Raw genomic sequence first — 25,614 nt, forward strand, 5'->3', positions numbered from 1 at the left:
ACACTCTGCCATGAACAAACATCTCTATCGCATCATTTTTAATAAAGCCCGTGGCCTGTTAATGGTGGTGGCGGAAATTGCTTCGGCAGGCCGAGAGGGTGGACGCCGCGTGCGCCGCAGCAAGACGGCTATACGCCAATGTCGCTTGAGCAGCCTGTCCTGCGCCATGCTGGCGCTCTTTGGATCGGTGGTGCTGGTCAACAGTGCTCAGGCGGGGATCGTGGCCGACGGTCAGGCGCCGAGTAACCAGCAGCCGAATATCGTCAGCACCGCCAACGGCACTCCGCAGGTCAATATTCAAACTCCAAGCGAAGGGGGCGTTTCCCGCAACACCTACAGCCAGTTCGACGTCGATCAAAAAGGGGTGATCCTTAATAACTCGCGAAATAACGTGGCGACGCAGCAGGGCGGAATGGTGCAGGGGAACCCTTGGCTGGCGCGCGGCGAGGCGAAAGTGATCCTCAATGAGGTCAACTCGCGCGACCCGAGCCAGCTTAACGGCTATGTCGAAGTCGCAGGCCGTCAGGCACAGGTCGTGATCGCCAACCCGGCGGGGATCACCTGTAACGGCTGCGGCTTCATCAATGCTAATCGCGCCACCATGACCACCGGGCAGGCGCAGCTCAACAATGGCCAGCTCACCGGGTTTGATGTTGAACGGGGCGAAATCGTGATCCAGGGCGCTGGGATGGACAGCAGCCGTCAGGATTACACGGACATCATCGCCCGCTCGGTGAAAATTAACGCCAACTTAGTGGCAAAAGATCTCAAGGTGACGGCAGGCCGCAACAAGGTAGATGTTGATCATCAGCAAATCGATAAAAAAGCCGCGGACGGTTCACCACGGCCGATAATGGCGGTAGACGTCGCCCAGCTCGGCGGCATGTACGCCAATAAAATTCGCCTGATCGGCACCGAAGACGGCGTCGGGGTGCATAACGCCGGTAATATCGGCGCGCAGGCGGGCACTCTGGTGGTCACCGCCGATGGCCGTATTGAAAATAGCGGGCAGATGAGCGGTCAGGCGGGCGTCGCTATTGCTGCTAACGGCGTGATGGAAAACAGCGGCGCGGTGCGTTCCGGCGCCGATGCCAACCTGATTGCGACGGGCGACCTGCACAATAGCGGCGCAATCACCGCCAATAACCATCTGCAAACAAAAAGCGCGACGTTAAATAGCGAGCAGGGAAGCGTGCTGGCGGCGGGTGTTAACCAGGACGGTAAGCTGGCAGGAAGTAGCAATCTCACCCTCGATGCCTCGGGGCAGTTACGAGCTCAGGGGCAAAACTTGGCCTCCGGCGACCTGACGGCTCGCGGGCAGGGCGTCGATGTGCGCCATAGCTCGACCAGCGGCAATAACGTCACTCTGGACGCCGGGCAGGACGATCTGCAGACCGGCAGCGCGCAGGTTGCGGCGCAACAGCAGTTGACCGCGCGCAGTGGCAAAATGCTCAATAACGACGGCGGAAAGCTGCTCGGTGATAAGCTAAATATCAGCGCGGGCTCCCTTTCTAACCAGCAAGGCGCTATTGCGCAATTGGGCAGTGATTCCCTGCAACTCTCCCATCAAGGCTCCCTTAACAACCGTGGCGGCAGCATTGCCAGCAACGGCAAAGATCTCAAAATCAAAGCCTCGCAGATCAACAATCAGGGCGGCAAAATCTTGCACGCCGCCGACGGCGACCTGTCACTGGAAAGCGCTAGTCTGCAAGGGGAGCAGGGCCAGATGCTCTCCAACGGTCATTTGACCATTAACAGCGGCGATGTCCTGCTGGATGGCGGCACCACCTCTGCCGATCAATTCACTCTGACGGCTAATCGACTCTCTAACCGCGAAGGCAAAATCTTGCAGACCGGCAGCGGCGCGATGACGCTCAAGGTATTTGACGGCGTGGATAATCAGGCTGGGCAAATTGCGGGCAATGGCAATCTCGACCTGAAAGCCGCCAGCCTGAATAACCAGCAAGGGCAGCTCGGTGCGGGGCAAACGCTTACCCTAAACACTCGCACGCTGAGTAACCAGCAGGGGAACATTGCAGCACTTGGCGATATGCAGTTGACCAGCGTCGGGCTAAACAATGACGGCGGGCTGGTGCAGTCGGGCGGCGGTATGGCTCTTGAGCTTCAGGGGGGAGCCTTAAGTAACCGCAATAGTGGCGATAATCGCGGGATTGTTAGCCGTGGGCCGATGTCGATCAACAGCGGTTCACTCGACAACCAGCAAGGGCTTATCGCAGCAACGGGCGATTTACGGCTGACCTCCGCTGATTTCAACAATCTCAACGGCACGCTGGCAAGCGACGGTGAACTGAACCTGACGACCGGGCAATTCACTAACCAGCAGGGGCTGGTGCAGGCCGCCCATAACTTAAGTTTCAATAGCCGGAATCAGGCAGTTGATAACACCAACGGCGTCCTGAGCGCCGGTAAAAACCTGAATTTATTGACCGGCGCGTTGCTTAATCAGGCCGGACAGATCCGCACCGGCGGTGATGCCAGCATCAATACGCAGGGGCAGGCGCTGAATAACGCGCAGGGTAATATTGCCGCAGGCGGAAATGCTCAACTTGATATTGCCGGGCTGAACAACCGGGGCGGGAAACTTCAGGCGGCGGGCAATGCCTTGATCAATGCCTTTAACGGCCTGGTGGATAATACCGCCGGTTTGATTCGCAGCGGCGCGACGGCCACCGTAAACGCCGCGCAGATCGCCAACCGTGATACCAAAGCTCAGGACACCGGGCTTGAAGGCCAATCGGTTCGCCTGAGCAGCGACTCCCTCGACAACACCCAAGGCGCGCTGCGCGCCAATGACCTGCTGGATATCCATACCGGCTCGCTAAACAATGCCCAAGGCCTACTCTCTTCCGCCGATACCTTAACGCTGGCTGGCAATGGGCTGGCGCTGAGCAACACCGGCGGCACGCTGATTGCCGGTAAAAACCTGCAATTATCGGCCTCGTCAGTAACCGGCGACGGGAGCCTGCTGTCGCAAGGGGCGATGACGCTGAATATGGCTCAGGGGTTCAACAACCAAGGCGACGTGATTGCCAACGGCGACCTGAATTTCAATATCGGCCAGGGGCTGGAAAACAGCGCGCTGATCAAAGCCGGTGGCACGCTCAACCTCAACGCCGCCAGTGTAAACAATGGCGCAACCGGGGAGATCAGTGCCGCGCAGAACCATATTCTAACCTCGGGCGACGTCACTAACCGTGGGCTTATCGACGGCAATCTGACCCATATTCAATCGGCGACGCTGAACAATATCGGCAGCGGGCGCATCTATGGCGACCATATCGCCTTGCAGGCCGGCACCCTCAACAATTTGGCGGAAAACGGCACCGCGGCGACGATTGCCGCCCGCGATCGTCTGGATATCGGCGCGCAGACCGTCAACAACCGCGACCATGGCCTGATTTTCAGCGCTGGCGACGTGGCCGTGGGCGGCCAGCTAAACGACCAGTGGCGGGCAACCGGTCAGGCGTCAGTGTTCAACAACAACAGTTCGACGCTGGAGTCGGTGGGCAACATGGTGTTGAACATCGGCGAAATAAACAATCTCAACGATCACTTCGAAACGGAAGTGGTGGTAACAGAGGATTCGCCACATCACGAGGCGGTGTTAAAAGGTTCGACTCAACGCTATGACTGGAGTGACGTTGATACATCATGGAAAAACAAGTACGGCGTTCATGATGCGATCATGCCCGATGGCTCGCGCAGCAATGAGTTTTATGAATACCAGTACCAGCGCACCATCAAGGAAACACAGGTAAAAGAGAGCGATCCGGGGCAAATCATCGCCGGGGGTGATCTGACTATCTACAGCAACCAGCTTAATAACATTAATAGCCGGGTGATGGCTGGCGGCACCTTGGGTGGACAAATCGACGTTCCCAATAACGTCAGCACGCCAGGTGAGCGCACCATTACGGATGTCGGAACCCAGACCCGCTGGTACGCGAAAAAAACCAAACGCCGTTTTGGTGGCACCAAGACCTCACAAGGCAAGGACAGCAATAACTACAGCCCTGATGTCATCATTCAAGCTGTTGATTTAAAAGCAATGGTCTATGCCGAGCATACCCAGATAACGGGCAGCGGCACCACCATTGCCGGGCGGGATACATCGACGCTTAATCAGCAGGCGGGCAGCGCGGGCGCGGTGAACAATGGGTCGACGCTTCAGCCCATCAACCCTCCCGCCGGGCAGATATTTGAGATCCAGCCGAAGAATAATCTGGACACAGTTGTGCGCATCACCAGCCCGAACCTCACGCTGCCGGACAACAGCCTGTTCCAGCTGCACGGCGACGTGACCAGCCATTACCTGATCGAGACTGACCCGCGCTTCACCAACCAGAAGCAGTGGCTCGCCAGTGACTATATGCAGAATGCCCTTGGCCAAGATCCCGATCATATGTTGAAGCGTTTGGGTGACGGCTTCTACGAACAGCGGCTGATCCGCCAGCAAATTGCCGACCTCACCGGCCAGCGTTATCTGGCGGGATACAACAACGATACGGATCAGTACAAAGCCTTGATGGACGCGGGTATCGCTTTTGGGAAGCAGTACAACCTGACGCTAGGCGTGGCGCTCACTCCGGCACAGATGGCCTTACTGACCAGCGATATGGTGTGGCTGGTCAAGCAGGATGTGACGCTGCCGAACGGCTCCGTGCAAAGCGTGCTGGTACCGCAGGTTTATGCGCGAGTGAAAAAAGGCGATCTTGATGGCAGTGGGGCGCTGCTCTCAGGCAACAATCTAGTGCTAAATAGCCAGAATGACTTAACCAACAGCGGCAAAATTCTTGGCCGGGAAGTGACGCAGATTAATGCCGATACGCTCAACAACGGTGGTTTTATCGGCGGGAATCAGGTCAATATCAATGCTCGCACCGACATCAACAACCTCGGTGGCACCCTGCAAGGTGGCGACAGTCTGGTGGCGATTGCCGGGCGCGACATTAATGTCAGCAGCACCCTCGCGGGCAACGACGCGAATCGATATCTCGACCGTGCGGCGGGTATCTATGTGCAGAATGACGGAGGTAAACTTGGCCTGCAGGCCTTGAATAATATCAACCTGACGGCGGCGCAAATCAGCAACACCGGCGCGGACAGTCAGACCAAGATCATTGCGGGCAATGACCTTAACCTTGCGACTCTCAATACGACGCATACTGAGAACAGCGACTGGGGCAAAGATAACTATCGTCACCTGACTCAGAACCAAGACGTGGGTACGCAGATCAACGTCGGCGGTAACCTTGGCCTGAGCGCGGGGCATGACCTGAATGCCAAAGCCGCGTCGGTGACCGCCAAAGACAGCATCACGGCGGTGGCGGGTAACGACATCAACCTGACCGCCGGTAATGACTCCTATCATCTGACCGAGCACAGCAAGCAGAGCAGCAAAGGCATGCTTTCCAGCATGTCGCTGGAGACGCACGACGAAGTGCGTAACCAGAGTGCGCTGGGCAGCAACATCAGTGGCGACAGCGTCACCCTGCAGGCGGGGAATAACCTGCTGGTGCAGGGCAGCAAACTGGCGGGTACTCGCGACGTGAACCTGCTGGCGGGCAACGACCTCAACATCACCGCCGCCGACCAGTCGCGTCAGGAAACGCACCTGCGCGAAGAGAAGAAAACCGGCCTGGCCGGCACGGGCGGCGTTGGGGTGAGCTATGGCAAGCAGAGCACCAAAATTACCGATGACGGCAGAACCCAGACCAGCGCGGGCAGCACCGTCGGCAGTACGCATGGCAACGTCAACCTCAGCGCGGGCAACGGCCTGACGGTAAAAGGCTCGGATGTCTTGGGGGGCAAAGACCTCAACCTGACGGGCAAAGAGGTCAACATTCTGGCGGCGGATAACCAGAGCGTGCAGACCCACACCGTTGAGCAAAAACAGAGCGGGCTGACGCTAGCACTGTCCGGCGCGGTAGGCAGCGCCATCAACAGCGCGGTGTCCAGCGCCAACGATGCCAGCACCGCCAGCAGCGGGCGTCTGGCCGCGCTGGATGGCATCAAGTCAGCCCTCGGTGGCGTGCAGGCGTATCAGGCCTCGCAGCTCGGCGAGGCGCAGGGCCAGGACCAGCAGAGCCTGTTTGGCGTCAACCTCTCCTATGGCAGCCAGTCGTCCAAGTCGGAGCAGACCCAGACCAACAGTCAGAGTCAGGGCAGCACCCTGACGGCGGGGAACAACCTCAACATCCGCGCCACGGATACCGACATTAACGTGCAGGGCGGCCAGCTGCAGGCGGGCAAAGATATGGGCCTGATGGCCAACCGCGACGTGAACCTGGTTTCGGCCACCAACACCTCGGTGCTGGACGGTAAAAATGAGAGCCACGGCGGCTCGGTGGGCGTCGGCTTAAACTTCGGCGGCAGTAACAGCGGCTTTACGGTGAACGCCAGCGCCAATAAGGGCAAAGGCTCGGAGAGCGGCAACGGCGTGACCCACACCGAGACCACCCTCAATGCCGGTAACAATCTGAACATCGTCAGCGGCCGCGACACCACGCTGACCGGCGCGCAGCTCACCGGCGACAAAGTCACGATGGACGTCGGCCGCAACCTGACGCTGACCAGCGAGCAGGACAGCGATAACTACGACTCTAAGCAGCAGAACGTCAGCGGCGGCGTTAGCGGCGGGCTGGGCTCGTTCAGCGCCTCGGCCAACCTCAGCCGCGACAAAATGCACAGCACCTACGACTCGGTGAAAGAGCAGACCGGCATTTTCGCAGGCAAGGGCGGGTTCGACATCACCGTCGGCGAGCACACCCAGCTCAACGGCTCGGTCATTGGCTCCACCGCCGATGCCGGCAAAAACCGGCTCGATACGGGCACGCTGGGCTTTGGCGACATTGAAAACCGCGCGGATTACCGCGTCGAGCACCAGAGCGTGGGGATGAGCACCGGCGGCAACACCGGCGGCCAGTTCGTCGGCAACATGGCGAACAGCCTGCTGGTGGGGGTGAATGGTAAAGGCAGCGACAGCTCGACCACCCAATCGGCGGTGTCCGACGGCAGCATTGTCATCCGCGATAAGGACAAACAGACGCAAAACGTCGCCGACCTGAGCCGCGACGTCGAGCACGCCAACCAGACTCTCTCGCCAATCTTCGACAAAGAGAAAGAGCAGCGCCGCCTGCAGGAGGCGCAGAAGATTGGGGAGATAGGGAGTCAGGTTAGTGATATTGCGCGGACGCAGGGTGATATCAACGGGCTGAATGAGGCGAAGAAAACTCACTCTGGCATGTCCGCTGATGAACTGCGCAAGACCGACGTCTACAAAGCAGAAATGGCGAAATACGGCACCGGCAGCGCTATTCAGCAGGGATTACAAGCTGCGACGGCAGCAATACAGGGGCTGGCGGGTGGTGATATGGCGAAGGCCATTGCCGGAGGCGCGGCACCGTATCTGGCGGAGGTGATTAAACAGGTTGCGCCGGATGAATCCAGCCGTGTAATGGCCCATGCCGTCGTTGCCGGAGCGCTGGCAGCAGTACAGGGCAACTCAGCCGCAGCGGGTGCGGCAGGCGCTGCGACGACAGCCTTAATGGGTGAAGCGATAAAAAATGCGCTGTATGGCGATATCCCTGTCAGCCAACTGAGCGAAGAGCAAAAACAGACGCTGGTTGCTTTGGGAACCGCAGCGGCAGGGCTGGCAGGCGGTCTGACCGGCGACAGTTCAGCCAATGCCATGGCAGGAGCGCAGGCAGGTCAGAACGAAATCAGCAATAATATGGCGAGTATCGGGCTGATCCAACAAATGACGGCACATGCGATCATGAGCTCAGCGGCGATGGCGGAAGCAGGCAGCCAAAACCCGGATGACCAGGCGGCACTGGCGCTGACAAAAGCCGCGAAACAGGGGCTGAGCGCGGGTTGCCTGGCGAATGACGCTTGCGTGATAATGGCGATAATAGCAGTGCAGAGCCAGTCTGACTCGGACAAAGGCAGTACGCCGAATATTGGGAAAGATCTGTCAGATGCCGATAAAGCTGAGCTTGGAGGGACGGGTTCAGGAACGCCGGGTGGTTGGGGGCCGGAGGATGAAGAGAAGGCTAGGAATAGTGATGCTCATAGTTCCACTAGTGGAAAAGATCTAAATTCTGAGTTAGTCGGTGAGGAAATATCCAATGGTCATGCGTTCGATAAACATGTCATCGAACAAGGCGAATTCAAGGAATTGGGGATCTCGACTAAAGAGCAGTTTGCTGCCCATATAGAAAAAGTAGTCAGGGATCCTACATCGAGCAAAAATTTCAGTGGTGGTCGTACAGCATATTGGGATGAATCGTCAGGTACAGTCGTTATCCGTAACCCTAAATCGGCAGATGGTGGGACTGCGTTCAGGCCAACCAATGGCAGAGCATACTACGATAATTTAAGGTGACTTTATGGAATTAGTAAAACTGGAAGGGCGTGGTGCAGTAGTGACATTAAATGAATCTGAATTATTGATGTTGAATGCTGCGCTTAATGAAATCTGTAATGGCATTGATATTCAGGAATTTGATACCCGAATTGGCTCTTCTAAAGAGTCTGTAGCAAATCTTCTGGGAAAGATCGGTGGGGTTTTAGATCAAATAGAATCGTCTAACTAAACAGAAATCCCGGCCAAGTCGCCGGGATTTTACTTTATAGCCTCAGTCGCCCACCTCAGTCCTGATCACCAGACACCCGTTCTCCGCCGTAATACTCACCGGCTGGCCGGTACTAAAGCCCAGCTGTTCCAGCCATTTACCCTTAATCGTCAGCTGCGGGCTGGGGTTCGGTCTGCCGCCGTTAGGGCGGTAACCGACGGTCAGGAAATAGCTGACGCCTTCAGATAAGTCAAACGACTCAACTGAAAGCGTCAAGCCATGTATGATTATTATAAAACAATAAGTTGCGTTTTTTTGGCGCTCATTTTAATGCTGCATTTGTCGCGGTTGCTCTTTAACATGGTTAGAAAATTGAGTAAGTAACGACCGTCGTGAGGATATCGGGCTTATCGCCAAGCGCGACGTCAATCTGTGGTCTAGCCTCAACACCTCGGAGCTTGACGGCAGCAACGAGAGCCACGGCGGCTCGGTGGGCGTCGGCTTAAACTTCGGCGGCAGTAACAGCGGCTTTACGGTGAACGCCAGCGCCAATAAGGGCAAAGGCTCGGAGAGCGGCAACGGCGTGACCCACACCGAGACCACCCTCAATGCCGGTAACAATCTGAACATCGTCAGCGGCCGCGACACCACGCTGACCGGCGCGCAGCTCACCGGCGACAAAGTCACGATGGACGTCGGCCGCAACCTGACGCTGACCAGCGAGCAGGACAGCGATAACTACGACTCTAAGCAGCAGAACGTCAGCGGCGGCGTCAGCGTAGGCACGGGCGGCAGCGCGTCAATCAACCTCAGCCGCGACAAAATGCACAGCACCTACGACTCGGTGAAGGAGCAGACCGGCATTTTCGCAGGCAAGGGCGGCTTCGACATCACCGTCGGCGGGCACACCCAGCTCAACGGCTCGGTCATTGGCTCCACCGCCGATGCCGGCAAAAACCGGCTCGATACGGGCACGCTGGGCTTCGGCGACATTGAAAACCGCGCGGATTACCGCGTCGAGCACCAGAGCGTGGGGATGAGCACCGGCGGCAACACCGGCGGCCAGTTCGTCGGCAACATGGCGAACAGCCTGCTGGCGGGGGTGAATGGTAAAGGCAGCGACAGCTCGACCACCCAATCGGCGGTGTCCGACGGCAGCATTGTCATCCGCGATAAGGACAAACAGACGCAAAACGTCGCCGACCTGAGCCGAGACGTCGAGCACGCCAACCAGACCCTCTCGCCAATCTTCGACAAAGAGAAAGAGCAGCGCCGCCTGCAGGAGGCGCAGAAGATTGGGGAGATAGGGAGTCAGGTCGCGGACATCGCCAGAACGCAGGGTAAAATAGCGGAAGAAAAAGCGCTGAAAGATCCGAACGCTATCCAGGCGGCGAAAGAGGCGCTGGCGGCAAAAGGTAACCTGACGCCGACAGACAAGCAGGTCACCGATCAGGTACGCAATACCGCATCAGCCAGTTATGGCACCGGCAGCGTATTGCAGCAGGGAATACAGGCGGCCACGGCGGCGATACAGGGGCTGGCGGGCGGAGACATGGCGAAAGCCATCGCGGGCGGCAGTGCGCCGTATCTGGCTGAAGTTATCCATAAGATGACCACCGACCCGGTGACCGGCAATGTAGACCGCACGGCAAACCTGATGGCGCACGCGGTAGTCAACGCGGCGCTGGCCGCGGCGCAGGGCAACAACGCGGCGGCGAGTGCTGCAGGCGCAGTCAGCGGCGAAATGGTTGGGATGATCGCGCAGCAGATGTATGGTAAAAAAGCCGACGAGCTGAGCGAAAGGGAGAAACAGACCGTATCGACCCTGGCGACCTTGGCGGCGGGACTAGCAGGCGGCTTGACGGGCGATAGCTCAGCGGATGCCGTGGCGGGGGCGCAGGCAGGGAAGAATGCGGTTGAGAATAACTATCTGAGCGTCAATGAGAAATCAGAACTGGAGATACAGAAGCAAAAAGTCCAGAACAGTAAAGATCCGGCAGGGCGTGAGAAGGCGCAGCAAAAAGTTAATGAGCTGATCGAACTGGACATCAGCCGTGATCAGAAAGTGATTGATGCCTGTGGTAACGGTAAGGCTGCAAGTCCGGGATGCGCCAATGCAAGGCTGGAAGTTATTGCGGCGAAAGGCGAGTACGAAAATACGGGTAACTACTACTCGAAAGCCAGCCAACAATACTCGGATGCCTACAGCCAGATAGTGAACTTGCTGAATATCACCAGCGTTGATGCGCAGAATCAGCAGCAGGTGAAGGATGCGATGGTGAATTATGCCATGGTACAGCTTGACATAAGTAAAGCCACGGCAGAAGCATACATCGAAACTTATAATGGGATGAGGATTGTAGCGGCCTCTATGTCACCAGTTCTAGGTGCACCTGCGGCCAATAAATTGGCTGGGTTAGGTAAAGAAGTTGTCGCAAAACAATCAGGAGTTTCAGGGAGTACTGCAAACTGGAATAGCTATTTAGATAGTGAAAAAGCTATTCAGCAAAGTGCGCTGATGAAGCAGCAAGTGACTGATATCCGTGCTGGATTATCATCCACTCCGAAGCGTTCTGGTAACGTTGCTGTTGCCGATGTAAATATTCCGGGCATGCCAAAGCAAATGGCGGCGCATAGTGGAGTTGATGAAGCAGGTAAAGGGTTGGTAGGTGAAGGGAGTCAAAACTTCCAATATCAAACCTTGCCAAATAATAAAGGTATTCCTATTGGTAGAAACACCGATTCGGAATACAAAATTCTTGATAATCTTGCTGATCAGTTAGGTAGTAATACCTCAGCAAAAGGAACAGTTACCATCTTTACTGAACGTCCGGCTTGTGGCAGTTGCTTAGGTGTGGTTGAACAGTTCCAACAGAAATATCCTGACATCCAAGTTGATGTATTGGATAACAATGGTGTCTTGCTTAGACCGGGAGCTAAAAAATGAGTTACGAAAGAATTGATTATCAAGAAATTAAGCTATCTTTTTTAGAAAGTTGTTATAGTTGCTGTCGCCATAAGCTAAAAGATATTAACAGGGGCGGCTTAGGATGGGGAAAAGGTGAGCATGAGATAGGTTATGCCTACTATCAGTTTGAAACTGCTTACGAGTTACCTGTTGAAAAATTAATGTTAGAGGTTGTTACATTAATTTTATGGGCGGGGCGTTGCCCAGAACAATCTGAGATGTTGCATCGAAAAGAAATTAAACAGATTTTATCAACCCATTCGCTTGATGAATTGACGAAAAATCTATCAGAAGAAGAACGTGAAGATATTTTTTTCGACATGAAATTATTAAAACTTATATAGTAAGTAACCCCAGCTAGGGCTGGGGTTACTTTATTTAAGCCCTAAATATATATATCGACTTCTCGCCGCCGTAATAGAAGCAGACCAATAATCAAAGTCAACTCGACCACCAAATCGGCGGTGTCCGACGGCAGCATAGTCATCCGCGATAAGGACAAACAGACGCAAAACGTCGCCGACCTGAGCCGCGACGTCGAGCACGCCAACCAGACCCTCTCGCCAATCTTCGACAAAGAGAAAGAGCAGCGCCGCCTGCAGGAGGCGCAGAAGATTGGGGAGATAGGGAATCAGGTGGCTGACATTGATTGATGGCATTCATACATCAAATTGATAATAAGCCGTTCGTCTGCGGCTAGGATAATTCTATCCATGCTTAAATTATTTCTTATAATTAGCCTTAATTAGTTGGATCGGTGTTTTAATTAAAAAGTTCATCCGGTACTATTCACACCGATTGTATATCCAATTATGCAATTTTATTTATAATTCCGACTAACTACCAATCTATGTTGCTAATCCATGTCGGGTATGAATCATTACTTTTTTATAATATTTTTAGTTAAGGATAACACATGAAGTATGGCATATTATCTCTGGTAGTTTTAGCCGCTGTCGGCGTATCAAACGTTGCAAAGGCCGACTCACATACTATCAGTCTGGGCTATGCGCAAAGTAAGGTGCAAGACTTCAAGAATATTCGCGGTGTGAATGCTAAATATCGCTATGAGTGGGACTCGCGGGTAAGTATTCTCGGTTCATTTACTTATATGAGTGGCTCGAAGGATACATACGAGCGTTTAGGTCGAGATGTGACTGATAATTATGCTGCAATTAAATATTATTCTTTAGGTGTCGGACCTGTTTATCGTATTAATAAGTACGTAAGCGTCTATGGGCTTGCCGGACTGAATTATAGTAAGGTTGATTATCGCAATAGCTGGGGAGCTTATCAGGGCGCGTACCCTGGTGATAAATACGAGCATCAATATGATGGTAGTGGCAGTAAAAAAGTTGCTAACTTTATGTATGGAGCTGGTATTCAGATTAACCCATTATCTAATATCTCGGTAGATGTTGGATATGAAGGTTCAAGAGTAAATGATGGTTATAATAATTATTCGGTAAATGGGTTTAATGTGGGTGTGGGTTATCGTTTCTAATCTTTAGTATGGAGAAGTAACAAAGAAGTGAAATATTTCACTTCTTTATTTATTTCTTAATATAATAATGTTTTATTAAAAAATAGCAAAAAGCAGATGGGGAGTTGTGAGTGGGAGCGATATAGAACCACAATGTAAAAAAAGCTATGCCCCTAAAGGAATTTAACCTGACTCCGATAACCATATAAATGTAGTAGTGGGAAATGTTTTTATTTAAATAACAGGATGAAGTCATGACTTTTAGATTTTTTTATGCATGTCCCTTGGCTATTTTTCTTTTGTCTGGGTGTCAACTCGATACTCGCCATGCTTTTGTGGATTATACAGGGAATGATGCAGCCAAAATTAGAGTATTGGATAAAGGAACGATTGGGCTGAAAGTCTATGAGAAATCGGGAGATTGCTATAAAGAGGTTGACGCAAGAAAGCTTACTTCAACTTTCCATTTATCCTTACTGACTCAGGCAGATTACAGCGTGGGAACGACCAAAACAGTTGGAATGACCCCTTCTCAAAAATTTAAGGGTAAGTCTGTAAAGGAATATATTATAAAATCAGGCCAATACTTAAAAATTATCAACTCTCTTCAAGAGACAAAATATAACGGCACTACCGAAATGCATCATCACTCTACCTACTTTGTTCCTGAAAGTAATCATCAGTATGAAATTCATGCTGAGTTGAGCGAATATAATTATAGCCCGGTTGCTGTAACAATTGAGGATTTAACAAGTAAAGATCCAATTAAAGGTTGGACTGGCACGATTTGTAAGAAAAGTGGCTTTTTCTCATTCTAGAATGAGTTTAAAAAGGTGATGTTTAAAAATATTTTTTCTGACTGATTTGGTTGAACAATGTTTTTCGGAGTGTAAAATTACCCCGTCTAACACTCTTAAAACACACAGATTCTTGCACGAAAAATCACAGGCCAAAACAATGACTGATACAGCAAAGATTGAAAAGGACATTAATCGTTTTGTTAAAAATGCCTGGGGGGCGGCGATACTGTCAGCGGCTATTAACCTGGGATTTACGCTTTACTTTTGGTCGGGGCTTGGGCATGGGTTGTTAGCCAATATTTATAGTATTGGTTACACCCTTGCTGCTGTTGCTTTGGCTTATGGGATTTATCGTAGAAGCCGTATTTGCGCGGTGGCTATGCTCTTGCTTTTCCTTTTAGTGAAAGCCTTAAATATATCGGCTAATAACACGGGTAGCACAATTATTGTGACGATGTTTATTCTTATGTTTTGTGGCGGGGTGGTGGGGACTTTCTTCCATCATCAGAACGTAAAGTCTAAGAACATAGTTAGTAAACACATGACTCTTGCTACCGTAGTTTGTGTTTTAGTCTCTCTTGGAGTGATGTTTGGAATGGGGGCTTTATTAACCAAAAGTGCCGATCAGGCTTGGGCGACGTTTGAGGCGCAGAGTCAGGCTGAAATCTCTAAATTATCACTGCCAGTCAGAATGGATTATTACACGGTTTTAAAAAGTGTTGAGATTAATAATAAGAAACTCATTTATACCCACGGCGTCGAAAATATAGATTTCAATGAGGTAGGTTTTTCAGCGCTGGATAAAAATAACAGAGCCATTTTTATTAAAGGTTTTTGCGCTACGCCGATGGTGCAACAATATGGTTTGACGGTTGACTATGTTTATAACCAAGGCTTGAGTGAGAAGACCTTATCTTATGACAAAACGGACTGTCCGACTGAATAACCGGAATGTCTAAACAGTCTGCGCCTCTCTCGGAAATACATTTTCATTCAAACCTCCCTAAAAAGGGGAGGAATAACCCAGTGGCTTCCCCGCCAATTAATTCACTATCTCAATTTTTATCAACCTTGAATCCCCGCGCCCGTGATCATCCACGGCCCTTATTCGATATTGGCCGTTATTCTCTGGCCGCCACTGCAGCGCGGTTTTACTGGCGCTGCTGCCGAGATAAATATCATCCACAAACCAATATATCGTTTTGCTATCCGCGTCCGTGGTGGCATTGAAGACAATCGCATCGCGGCCTTGCTGCGACTGGCGCAGGGTGTAAGTGGTGTTACGCAGTGGAGAAGTGATGCGCGGCGGCGAGCCGCTGACCGTATTGGTGTCACTCTTGCAGCGGTTGTTATTCGGCGGCGTGCGTTTGGGTAAACCGGCCTGTGCGAAAACGTTGGCCAGATCTGACGGCCAGAACTCAAACACCTCGGTGCGCGTCTGCTCTGGGTCATATGGCGGGCAGGCGACTTCCCCAGTTTGAATATCCAGCACTACCGGGCGGTAAATGGTATCGACCTTAATCGGCGATTTGCCCGGAATAAACCAGGTTTTGCCCTGCTGCTGGCACCACGGCGTCGGCAGGTCGCCGCTGGCGAGGCAGATATCCACCCGTTTTAGCTGTTTCGGCCACGGATGTTTTGGCTCGCGTAGGGTCGGGTAGTTGGCTTGAACGCTGTCGATAATATTGAAGAAAAGAGGTGCTGCGGCATCCGCGCCGATAAAGGCTCCGTTACCTTTACTGTCGAAATTCCCTTCCCAGACCACCAGCACGTAGGGGCCGAAAATCCCCGCCGTCCATGCATCCCGAAATCCCCACGAGGTGCCGGTTTTCCAGTACACAGGCAGAGAGGTCGGCCTTTGCGCCAGCGTGTCGCCCGGCCTGCGGTGCTGGCGCAGCATATCCAGCGTAATAAAACTGGCTTCATTGCTCAGCAGGCGAATCGGGGCAGGGGAGGCGTCCTGCTTTTGCAGCCGCAGCGGTTTGAGTTCCCCACGGTTAGCCAGCAGCGCGTAAAGCCGCGCCAGCTCTTGCACCGTGACTTCGCCGCCGCCGAGCACCAACGACAAACCATAGTGGCTTTCACTCGCCATATTAGCGACGCCGGACAGCCGTAGAAACTGATACAGCGTCGGGTTTTTGAGCTGGGAGGCGATGTACACCGCCGGAATATTACGGCTGAAGTTTAAGGCATCGGTGGCGGTAACCGGCCCGAGAAAGCGTCGGTCGAAGTTCTCCGGCGCATAAGCACCGAAGGAGGAGGGCACGTCTTTGAGAATGGTCATCGGGTGCAGCACGCCCTGCTCCAGCCCCAGCGCGTAGATAAAGGGTTTGAGTGTCGAGCCGGGCGAGCGTTTGGCATTGGTGCCGTTAACCTGCCCCTGAATATCCCGATTGTAGTAGTCGGCGGAGCCAACCAGCGCCCGCACGCCCATATCGCGCGTATCGACCAGCAGCGCGGCGGCGTTGTGGATCCCACGGCTGGCGTTGCGGGTGATGAAGGCGTCCACCTGCCGCTCGACCAGCTTTTGCAGCCCGGCGTCCAGCTCGGTATCAACCCGGCTTTGGGTGCCTTGCAGTGGCGGATGCTCTTGGCGAATCTGCTCGATGAAGTGCGGCGCGATATAAGGCATCTGCTCCGGCTGGCGCAGGCTTAGCGGCAGTTGAAACAGCGCGCTCTGGCTGCTGTCAGTGTCATAACGCCGCTGCCAGCGGGCAAACAGGCGATTGCGCGCCTGATTCAGCGCCTCGCCGAGCACGCCGGTTTTGGTGTCAATGCGATAACTCGGCGACTGCGGCAAAACCGCCAGCGTCAGGGCTTCCGGCAGGTTAAGATCGGCCGCCGGCTTGTTGAAGTAAATCAGGCTGGCCGCGCCAATACTCTCAATGTTCCGCCCATAAGGCGCGTAGTTGAGATAAGCCTCGAGAATGTCGTGTTTGGAATAACTCAGCTCGAGCTGCAGCGCGCGAACAATTTGCCAAAGCTTGCCGGACGGCGTGCGGGTGTTGAGATGCCAGCGCATGCGCGCCAACTGCATGGTCAGCGTCGAGCCGCCTTGCTGCTTGCCGCCAAGAATATAACTACGCCAGAAGCCGCGCAGCAGGCTGGCAGGGTTGAAGCCGGGATGAAAGTAGAACCAACGGTCTTCATGCAATTGAATGCCCTGAATCACGCGCGGGGAAATCTGCTCCAGCGGCGTCCAAGTGCGATATCGCTCGTCATTGGCGAGGGTGATGCGCAGCAGGGTGCCGTTGCGGTCGTAGTAAGTGCTGGAAAAAGGCAAGCCGTGGGACAGCGGCGGATGAGGCCACAGGCGGCAGCCGACGAAGAAGATAGCCAGCAAAAAAACGGCCATAAGGCCGTTTTGTAGGAGACGTTTTAGGCTAAAAGTCTGAGTCATGCGTTACTTTTTAGCATCCGCCGGAACCACCACGATATTTCCCGAACCTACCGACAGCGCCTGAACCTCGCGGTCGTACATGGCTTCGCCGAAGGCTGGAGGGATCACGAAGCTGCCGGTATTGGTCGATTTAATCTGATAAACAAACTCCTGCACCTCGGTGCTGGCGCTGCCATAGATAATCACCCGGTCGTCGCGCACGTCGCTGTAGTCCGGCTGCCAGGTTGAACCGTCGGCGGCGATTGGCGAACGCCAAACGTTATCGGCCTGCGCCTCGCTGTCGCCGTTCTCGCCTTCGTTTTCCGGCTCTGGCGCAGCCTGCTGCACCACTTCAAAGCCGCCCGGCAGCAAATCGACAATCGCCAGATTACTTTGACCTTCCTTCGCATTGGCGCGGATCTTCAGATGGACATTGATCTTCTCGCCCAAAGTGACCTGAGTAACCGGCTTACCGTGCTCGTCGGTGTAGTCACGGGTGATTTCCAGCCCGCGAGAGATGGCTTTCTGAGGCGCGGCCACGTCGTAGCCCGACTGCGTCACCACGTACCAGGCCGGTGCGTCGTTCTGGTTGCTGAATTCAATCGAGCGCGCCGAGGCGTTAAAATCACCTTTGGCGAACAGCCCTTGCAGGGTTGAAATCACCTCCGGCTGCGCCTGCTTCTCTTTACTGATAGCGCTGATGCTCAGGCCATCGGCGCTCGACTGCTGGGCGATTTGGCTTGAGTAGCTGTCCAGCGCCAAGATGCTCATGGCGGAGGAGTAAGTGGTGTAACGCTCCTCTTTCAGCGCTTTCACCATATTCTCCAGCACCTGCGGCGGAATCGAAGCGGCCTTTTCCGGGAAGTGGCGGGTGATCAGGTACAGGCGAGTGGCGTCCTGCACCAGCGGGTCGAAGTAGTTCTGCGACCACCATGCGCTGTTGTACGCCTTGCCCAGCTCATTCCAGCTCGGCTGCAACAGCTTATTGGCTTCGTCATCCATTTTCAGCAGGCGATATGACGAGGCCAAATAGAGCGCGCTCAGGTCGGTTTGCCAATTGTTGGCGTAACCTTTTTGCAGACTGTCCTGTACCGATGCCAGCGCGTTGGTGGTGACTTCCCCTTGCAGCGTCAGTAAGTAAACCGCGAAGGCGCGCAGGCGCAGATGGTACAAGTCCTCATAGCCGCTGGCGGCCTGTTCGCGCAGTGCGCTATTGGCCTCTTCCAGCATGCCGGCAGGGATGGCGTAGCCGGACGATTTTGCCAGCAGCATATACTGCACGACATATGGCGTGATAAACGGATCGGCGACCGGCGAGGCCTGCCATAGACCAATCGCGCCGCTGTTGTTCTGCCGCGAACGCAGGGTGCGCAGCATGTTGTTCAACTGGCTGTTCACCTCGGCCTGACTCAGCTTGCCCTTGAGCTGCGGGTACTTGCTTTGCAGCACCAATGGGATCGAACGACTGACAATCTGCTCAGAGCAGTAATAAGGATAATCCGCCAGATACTGCGCCAGCCCGCTGGTCAGCACCAACGGCGAGTTCGACACTACCGCCTCGCGCTGGGCATAGGCATCGAACATGCTGCGCAGATTGTCGACACTCTGGGTTTTGCCACTCATGCGGCCCATCACCGACTGGGTGCGGAACGGTATCGCCGGACGCACGGAGGTGCTGATGGTGCGGCGGCTGCTCTTGTCGGCGTAATGAGCGTCGAAGACCAGTGGCGCATCCCCCAGCTCGGCCTTGGCGCGCAGGCGGAAGGTCAGATTGCCTTCGCGCTTGGCGGCTAGCGACAGCGACTGCTGGGCATCGCCCACCACCTCGAGCTGTGGCGGCGGGGTCAGCTTAACGGCGATATCCACCGGCTGGTCGCTCGCGCCTTCAAGGTTATTGCTCACGCCAACGCTGATGTCAAACTCATCCCCCGGTGCCACCATAGAAGGCACATTTGGCGTCATGATGAAGTTATCGCGCACCGTGGCGTTGGTCTGCGCCATCCCGATTTTGTCCGGCGTGACCGAAATCGCCATCACGCGGATTTTGCCGTTAAAGTAGTCCGGCACCGGGTAGTCAAAGCGCGCCTGACCATTGACCGGCACGATGCCAGACCAGTAGGCCACCGGCTTATCGCGTTTGCGTTTGAACGGGTTGAGGTGCAGATCCAGCCCTTCACCGGCGTCGCCGCCCGGCGCGGAGGTCAGCGACATAATTTTGCTGAACTCCGGCAGGATCAGGTCGAGGATCTGCGCGCTGTCGACGCTCAGCTCGCGCTTGCGGAAGAAGAACTCCAGCGGGTCTTTCAGCTTGTAGCGCGCGACCTGCAAAATCCCTTCATCCACCGCGAACACCACCACGTTTTGCGGCGAGTCGGTGTTGACGGTGATCGGCAGTTTTTCTCCCGGTTTAATCACTTCAGGCGTGCTGAGTTGTAAACCGGCTTTGCGGGCGCTGGTGCTGATTTTGAATGGCATCACGCCGTAGCTCAGCGGGCTCATAAAGATTTCATCGGAATTCACATCGCGCACGAACTGCACGTTGATGTAGCCATTCCCCTCCATGCCTGCTGGCACGCGAATCTTCTGTACTGAACTGGTGGTGGAGCTTTTAAACCACTGCCAGCTATAGACTTTATCTTTTTCGATGGTGATTAGGCCACTGCCGGTGTAAGGCGCGTTGATGGCGATTTCAATCTCTTCGCCCGGCTGGTATTCGGCCTGATTAAGTTTCAGTTTTAGCTCTGCGTTGCGGTCCAAAGAGCGGCTGAGGTTGGCATTGCCCGCCACGCTGTAAGAAACGCGGTTAAGCACCTGACCCTGCGCGGTTTTCACCACCAGCACTAAGTCGCCGGGCTGCTGGGTCGGCAGGCGGAAATCGCTGCCTTCGGCGGCAATCGCCAGCGGCTGCTCGGAGAGCTGCACTTCGCGCATTTTCGACTGATATTTATAGACGCCCGAATCCTGCTTGGTCAGCACTGACACGGTTTTTTGCTCAATCAGCGACAGGCTGAGGTCCGGCAGGGCAATCTTCGCCAGCGACGGATTAATCGCAATCAGATTGAGATGGCGCTCGGCGTCCTTGTTGATGTAACCCAAGTCGCCGTCGGCCTTCACGCCGACTAAATAATCATAAGGCGACACCAGCACGCGGGCGGTGGCGGCCACCGAGCGACCACTGCCCGCGGTGAAAGCTTCGGACAGCAGTTGCAGCTGATAGGTAGCATCAGCATAGGCTTTGAGATCCAGCGGGATCGCGGCTTTACCCTCGAGATCGGTGGTTTGCTCCTGCAACTCGGTGTCGAAACCGTCGTTGTTAGTGCGATTCTCGTAGAACAGGTAGTCCGGGTATTGGTCAAAGCTCGGATACATAGGGCGCAGAGTCAGTTTGGAGGTCACACGGCGGTTCTGCGCCGGGGTGCCAAACAGGTTTTGCACATCAATATTGGCTTGCAGCTCCGACGGCTTGACCCAGCCCTGTTTGCGGTCCGGCGTCAATTGCAGTTTGACCTTCAGCTGGTCCGGCTCGAACTCTTTGACATTGACCGCCACGTGGCCGAGTAGGGTGGTGGCGTCGTTATTTTTGCCAATCAGGTAGAGATAGACATTCCACTCGCCGGTTGGCGAACTTTCGCTGGTGGTGTAGCTCAGCTCGTTGAAGCCGCTGGCGGTGAGTTTGAGCGGCTGAGTGCTCATCAGCGTGTCGCGCGGGTCGCGGATTTCGGCACGAACCGGCACCCCCGCCAGATTATTGCCCCACTGGGCGGTGCGGGTGATCAGGCCAATGTTGAAGGTGTCGCCGGGGCGATACACGCCACGGTCAGAGAACAGATAGCTGCTCAGCGTGCGCGGGTCAGACGGCGTTTGCTCGCCGCTGACGTCAAAGCGCGACAGGTCTAAACCGCGATCGTTGTAGTCGCTGGTCGGCAGGAAGGAGACGTCTCCCTGCTTCTCGACCAGGAACATTACCGGCTGGCGCTCATTTTTGTAGACATCCAGCGCCGGGAAGCGAGCGTGGCCTTCTGCGTCAGTGGTTTGGGTGAGCAGTGCCACGCCGTTCTTACCAATGACCGACACCTTGGCGTCGCTGACCGGCAGGCCGGATTGCACTGACTGCACAAACACGTCGCGGGTTTTGTCCTGCGAGCGTTTGCTGATGATGCCCAAATCGGTGATCACCACGAAGCGGGAGTCGCCCACCTGCGCGTCGCTACTCTCGCCGTCTTCGCTGTACTCTTCTTCCGGCTGGCCTTCTTCTGGCTGCTCGGCCTTTTTCGCCGGATCCCACGGGGTGAGGGTCAGCAAGAACACGCCGCGACGGGCGTTCGGGTTGTCTGACAGATAGCGCGACAGGTCGATGCCTTGATAGCTCACTTCGCCCGGCTTCTGGTTGTCCACCGCGTGGGTGTATTCAAAGTGCTCGGTAAAGTATTCATCGCCCAGACGGTTGAACTCCGCCGAGGAGTATTGACTGCTTTTGAAGGAGACGATGTGCTGCAACTGGCTTGGAATAACCCGTTTGATATCCAGCTTGAGGCCCGGCACGTTGCGCGCCGCCACGCTGATTTGCTTCTCGCCGTTCATCGACAGCAGCGAGCCTTGCGACATAAAACTCAGCGAGGTCGGGTAGTCCGGCACCGCCACCACGCGATACTGCTTCTCCGGCATCTTGTAGCCGCCGAATGAGGTCAGCGCGTTATTGATTTCCACCAGCAAGTAGCGATGGGCCGGGGCGTCAAAAGTGAAGCTGAACTGCGGCTGATACTCCTGCTCGGCGTCGTTTAACGCCAGCTTGACCGGCGCAGATTGGTTGATGATGCCAGTATCGATGTCGGACATCGACCACGGGTAGATAGCGTCCTGGTCATCATCGCCGTATTTCGGGTTCTTTTGCGGCAGCAGCCAGGCTTTGACCGCGGCACCGATCTCTTTGTCTTTAACGCCATCGCTGAGAGCGACCACCAGCGCGCGGCTGCCTTGGTTGTCGTCGGAGTTCACCACGGTGGCGGCCACGTCGGCCACGCTGAGGCTATACAGGCTCGGCACAGTAACCCAGTCATCCTTCTTGCCCGCCGTCGGCTGCGAGGCCACGCTGGCCTTCACGCCGCTATCAATGGCCACGTGCACCGATCCGCCGTGCTCTAAGGCTTTCAACGGTTCAGAGTGGACCCAGGCATTGAGCTTTTTCTCGTCATACACCAGTGAGAAGTTGAGCTTTTTCTCCGGCGTCCCTTTGCCTTCAATCAAACCCAATGAGATGCGTTTTTCGAAACTCGCCACGTCCACCGGCGCGTTGAACTGCACGCGGAAAATCGCGCTGCGCTTCTGGGCATCCTGCGGATCTTGGTAGTACTCGGCCTGACCTAACTGATAGTCGAATGAGGGCGCGTTGGCGCTGTACTCGGTCTGTTTAATTTTGATTTGCGGCGCCAGCAACTTGTCGGCGTCGAGCTTGATTTTATACGCCGAACCCATAGGCAGCGCGGCTTTCGGGGTGAAGACCAGCGTTGCGGCATTGCGCCATACCCATTGGCCTGCAACGGCTGGCGACAGGCTTACGCCTTGCTCGACGGCTTTCCCCACCAATGTGATAGGCGCAGCGGCATGGCTGAAATAGAGAATGATCTCCTGCGGCGGACGGTTCTGCGCGTTGTAGTTCACCCGCTCCGGCCCGGCGACGCGCACCGTGGTTTGTTGATAAACCATAGGGGCAGGTTCAATGGGTTGAGGGCGGTTGAGCCAGGCGTGATAGCCGTAAAAACCTCCGACAGCCAGCAACACCAGCAGCAAAAGTCCGGCGGCGACTGATTTTGGATGGCTATCCACCCCCTTTTCCGTAGCGAGGAAACCTTTCTTCACGCCCGCCACCCATGCAGGGGAGCGCCACTGAATATTGCCAATCAGCGGGCGCAGCACCAGCCCCACCAGCCAAACAATTTTGGCCAATAGCCAGCAAACACCTTTAAGTAAAGTGAAGGGCAGACGAAGCAAAAACCGTAATAAATCCATTATTTGAACCTTTTTTCCACAAGCCAAGGATCGGTATCACTGCGCGCGGCGACAGGCCAAGGCGATTAAAAAGCTCAGGCTATCGGGCTGGCAGGAGGGCTCACCACATTTGTAAGGAATGGTAAGTAAAAGCAAGAGAAATAGCGAATAAAACCATCGTTATTTAACAGCTCAATAACGAACAATTTTCCTCTTCTCTGCTGCGCCTCGACGGCGGCAAAGACAGCGTGGGCGGCACGGCGACCTTCAAAAAAGACGTGTCGCTCTATGCAGAAGTAGATTATCGCAAAGAGATAAACAGCAATGGTGCCAAGGGCTGGGGCTACACCGGCGGGGTGCGCTGGACGTTCTAACCATGACTTATTAAGTCCATAATATCGGTCACAATTCTGTCATGAATATCTGCTTTGACAGGCCAGCGATGCTAAGGTTAGGTGGTTGTTTATTCGCCACCTCACTTTAGGTCGCGGTATTTGTTTTTAAAATGTCAAAGAGGCTTATTTATGAAACTTTTACCCCTTCTCGCGGTATTACCCTTGCTGTGCGCGTCAGTTGCCTCAGCCAACTCTCTCATGTCAGTGGGCTATTTCAACGGCGGCGGTGACGTCACTGCCGGCCCGGGGGGCGACATCGATAAACTCGACGTTCGCCTGATAACCCATCTCAACTACTCATTTGGTTTGGTTTACAACAATGAGGCGGGCGAAACCAACGCCGCGCTGAAAGACCCTGCCAAGTTGCACCAGATTTGGCTGTCACCCAAAGTTGAAGCCGATCTGGCAAAAATCCCCGCTTTGCGTAAACAGAACCCGAACCTGAAAGTGCTGCTTTCCGTCGGCGGCTGGGGCGCGCGCGGTTTCTCTTCCGCCGCAGCTACCCCGGAAACGCGCAAAATCTTCATTGATTCCGCAGAACAGATCGTAAAAAAATATGGCCTTGATGGCATCGACCTCGACTGGGAATATCCGGTCAACGGCGCGTGGGGACTGGTGGACAGCACGCCTGCCGACAAAGATAACTTCACCGCCATCTTGAAAGAGCTGCGTGAAAGATTTGGCAAACAGAAGCTGGTGACCATCGCCGTCGCCGCCAGCGCTGAAAGCCCGAAAAGCTGGATTGACGTCAAAGCCATCGCCCCGTCGTTGGATTACATCAACCTGATGACCTACGACATGGCCTACGGCACGCAGTACTTCAACTCCAACCTGTATGACTCGAAAGAGTGGCCAACCGTCGCGGCGGCGGATAAATACAGCGCAGATTTCGTAGTGAATAACTACCTCGCGGCGGGGCTGAAGGCCAGCCAGATGAACCTCGGCATAGGTTTCTACGGGCGGGTACCAAAACGCACCATGGAGCCTGGCATTGACTGGACCAAGCCAGACGCGCAGAAAAATCCGGTTACTCAGCCGTCGTTTAGCCCGACCGAGATTGCCTTGTTCAAGTCGCTGGGCTATGACCTGACCAAAGATACCTATGTGAAGTACAACGACATCGTCAGTAAACTGCTTAACGACCCGCAAAAACGCTTCACCCAGCACTGGGATGATGAGGCGAAAGTGCCGTGGTTGTCGATCAAGTCTGCCAAGGGCGATCCGCTGTTTGCTATCTCTTACGAAAACCCGCGCTCGGTGGCTATCAAAGGGGAATACATCAAAAGCAAAGGGTTGGCCGGGGCCATGTTCTGGGAGTTTGGTGCCGATGATAACAACCAGTTAGCCAGAACCCTGGCCGATACGCTGGGCGTTAAACACTAAGATAGAAATGCTTTAAGTCATCAAACTAATCAGCCACTTACTGGGTAAGTGGCTTTTTTGTGGCTTACGCAAAGGTCAGAATAGTGAATCAAGATAAGTCATGAATTCGCTGAGCTTTACCGACATCCCGCCGACGTTAAACAGCAGCGCAATCCACAGCAGCAGCAGTAAAAATACTAAAATCTCTAAAAACCGGTAAAACACGCGCTTCCCTCGCTAAGTGTCTAGATTATCAGCCCAAGTCTTCACCAATCGCCATCCGATGCCCGTCCGGCGTCGCAATAGTGAATTCGCGCATGCCGTGTGGCGTGTCGGCAATAGGCTGAATAATGATCGCGCCCGCGGCGGTAAATTCATCATAAAGTGCAGTAGCATCATCAACATGCCAATACCCAAAGTAACTATGGTCGCCCAACGCCGAAGGCGCAATCGCATCCGGGCAATCCCCCAACATTATCCGCACTCCCCCCCGCACCGCCAGCTGCCAGCCACCTCCCTCCGGCCAGGCAAGGTTAAACCCCAACGCATCCCGGAAATAAGCCGAAGTTTTGGCGAGGTTGGGGACGGCAAGGACGTAGGAGAAGGGGGTTAGGTTGGGCATGTTGGTGGCCTTAATTATTTTGG

13 protein-coding genes and 3 pseudogenes are annotated in these 25,614 nt (G+C 54.6%); 11 read left to right on the plus strand and 5 right to left on the minus strand.

Features of this window, described 5'->3' with window-relative positions:
• The first annotated feature begins 10 nt into the window (after nt 1-10).
• Nucleotides 11-8,407: a hemagglutinin repeat-containing protein gene (locus tag ACT3RR_RS04890; RefSeq protein WP_496199860.1), complete on the plus strand. Its 8,397-nt coding sequence runs from the start codon at nt 11-13 to the stop codon at nt 8,405-8,407.
• Between the two features lie 4 nt (nt 8,408-8,411).
• Complete coding sequence (locus ACT3RR_RS04895) at nt 8,412-8,618, plus strand: hypothetical protein (protein WP_496199861.1); 207 nt, start codon at nt 8,412-8,414, stop codon at nt 8,616-8,618.
• 42 nt (nt 8,619-8,660) lie between these two features.
• Here ACT3RR_RS04895 and ACT3RR_RS04900 read toward each other — a convergent pair whose 3' ends face one another.
• On the minus strand, nt 8,661-8,873 hold the full coding sequence (locus tag ACT3RR_RS04900) for a SymE family type I addiction module toxin (RefSeq protein ID WP_485901504.1): 213 nt from the start codon (nt 8,871-8,873) through the stop codon (nt 8,661-8,663).
• A gap of 118 nt (nt 8,874-8,991) precedes the next feature.
• Here ACT3RR_RS04900 and ACT3RR_RS04905 point away from each other — a divergent pair.
• From ACT3RR_RS04905 to ACT3RR_RS04935, 7 genes and pseudogenes are all read left to right on the plus strand, one after another.
• Nucleotides 8,992-11,028, plus strand: a pseudogene (locus ACT3RR_RS04905) (hemagglutinin repeat-containing protein); the annotation flags it as partial.
• Nucleotides 11,029-11,139: 111 nt separating this feature from the next.
• Nucleotides 11,140-11,544 (plus strand): annotated as a pseudogene (locus ACT3RR_RS04910) (deaminase domain-containing protein); the annotation flags it as partial.
• Entirely contained in the window at nt 11,541-11,909 is a 369-nt protein-coding gene (locus ACT3RR_RS04915; RefSeq protein WP_485901502.1) for a hypothetical protein, read from the plus strand. The pseudogene ACT3RR_RS04910 and the gene ACT3RR_RS04915, both read left to right, overlap by 4 nt.
• A gap of 99 nt (nt 11,910-12,008) precedes the next feature.
• Nucleotides 12,009-12,212: pseudogene (locus tag ACT3RR_RS04920) on the plus strand (VENN motif pre-toxin domain-containing protein); the annotation flags it as partial.
• Between the two features lie 269 nt (nt 12,213-12,481).
• The gene (locus ACT3RR_RS04925; RefSeq protein WP_496199862.1) at nt 12,482-13,069 is read left to right on the plus strand and encodes an Ail/Lom family outer membrane beta-barrel protein; all 588 of its coding nucleotides are present in this window, start codon (nt 12,482-12,484) and stop codon (nt 13,067-13,069) included.
• A 233-nt stretch (nt 13,070-13,302) separates the two neighbouring features.
• Nucleotides 13,303-13,866 carry a hypothetical protein gene (locus ACT3RR_RS04930; RefSeq protein ID WP_496199863.1) on the plus strand — a complete coding sequence of 188 codons (564 nt, stop codon included), beginning with the start codon at nt 13,303-13,305 and terminating at the stop codon, nt 13,864-13,866.
• A gap of 139 nt (nt 13,867-14,005) precedes the next feature.
• A complete protein-coding gene (locus tag ACT3RR_RS04935) occupies nt 14,006-14,794 on the plus strand; it encodes a hypothetical protein (protein ID WP_496199864.1) in 789 nt (262 codons plus the stop codon).
• Nucleotides 14,795-14,890: 96 nt separating this feature from the next.
• Here ACT3RR_RS04935 and pbpC read toward each other — a convergent pair whose 3' ends face one another.
• Nucleotides 14,891-17,248 (minus strand): penicillin-binding protein 1C, encoded by a 2,358-nt coding sequence (gene pbpC, locus ACT3RR_RS04940; protein WP_496199865.1) that lies wholly within the window; start codon nt 17,246-17,248, stop codon nt 14,891-14,893.
• Nucleotides 17,249-17,251: 3 nt separating this feature from the next.
• Nucleotides 17,252-23,233, minus strand: coding sequence for an alpha-2-macroglobulin family protein (locus ACT3RR_RS04945; RefSeq protein ID WP_496199866.1), 5,982 nt, complete (start codon nt 23,231-23,233; stop codon nt 17,252-17,254).
• 227 nt (nt 23,234-23,460) lie between these two features.
• Here ACT3RR_RS04945 and ACT3RR_RS04950 point away from each other — a divergent pair, with 227 nt between their 5' ends.
• Nucleotides 23,461-23,586: a hypothetical protein gene (locus tag ACT3RR_RS04950; protein WP_496199867.1), complete on the plus strand. Its 126-nt coding sequence runs from the start codon at nt 23,461-23,463 to the stop codon at nt 23,584-23,586.
• Between the two features lie 150 nt (nt 23,587-23,736).
• Nucleotides 23,737-24,990, plus strand: a complete 1,254-nt coding sequence (locus ACT3RR_RS04955) for a chitinase ChiD (RefSeq protein WP_353502828.1) — start codon at nt 23,737-23,739, stop codon at nt 24,988-24,990.
• Between the two features lie 75 nt (nt 24,991-25,065).
• On the opposite strand, the gene ACT3RR_RS04960 is transcribed toward ACT3RR_RS04955, so the two are convergent.
• Nucleotides 25,066-25,194 (minus strand): hypothetical protein, encoded by a 129-nt coding sequence (locus tag ACT3RR_RS04960; protein ID WP_396132376.1) that lies wholly within the window; start codon nt 25,192-25,194, stop codon nt 25,066-25,068.
• A 28-nt stretch (nt 25,195-25,222) separates the two neighbouring features.
• On the minus strand, nt 25,223-25,591 hold the full coding sequence (locus ACT3RR_RS04965) for a VOC family protein (protein ID WP_496199868.1): 369 nt from the start codon (nt 25,589-25,591) through the stop codon (nt 25,223-25,225).
• Nucleotides 25,592-25,614 lie beyond the last annotated feature (23 nt).

Source organism: Ewingella sp. AOP8-B2-18 (assembly GCF_052376015.1).
Classification (GTDB): domain Bacteria; phylum Pseudomonadota; class Gammaproteobacteria; order Enterobacterales; family Enterobacteriaceae; genus Ewingella; species Ewingella allii.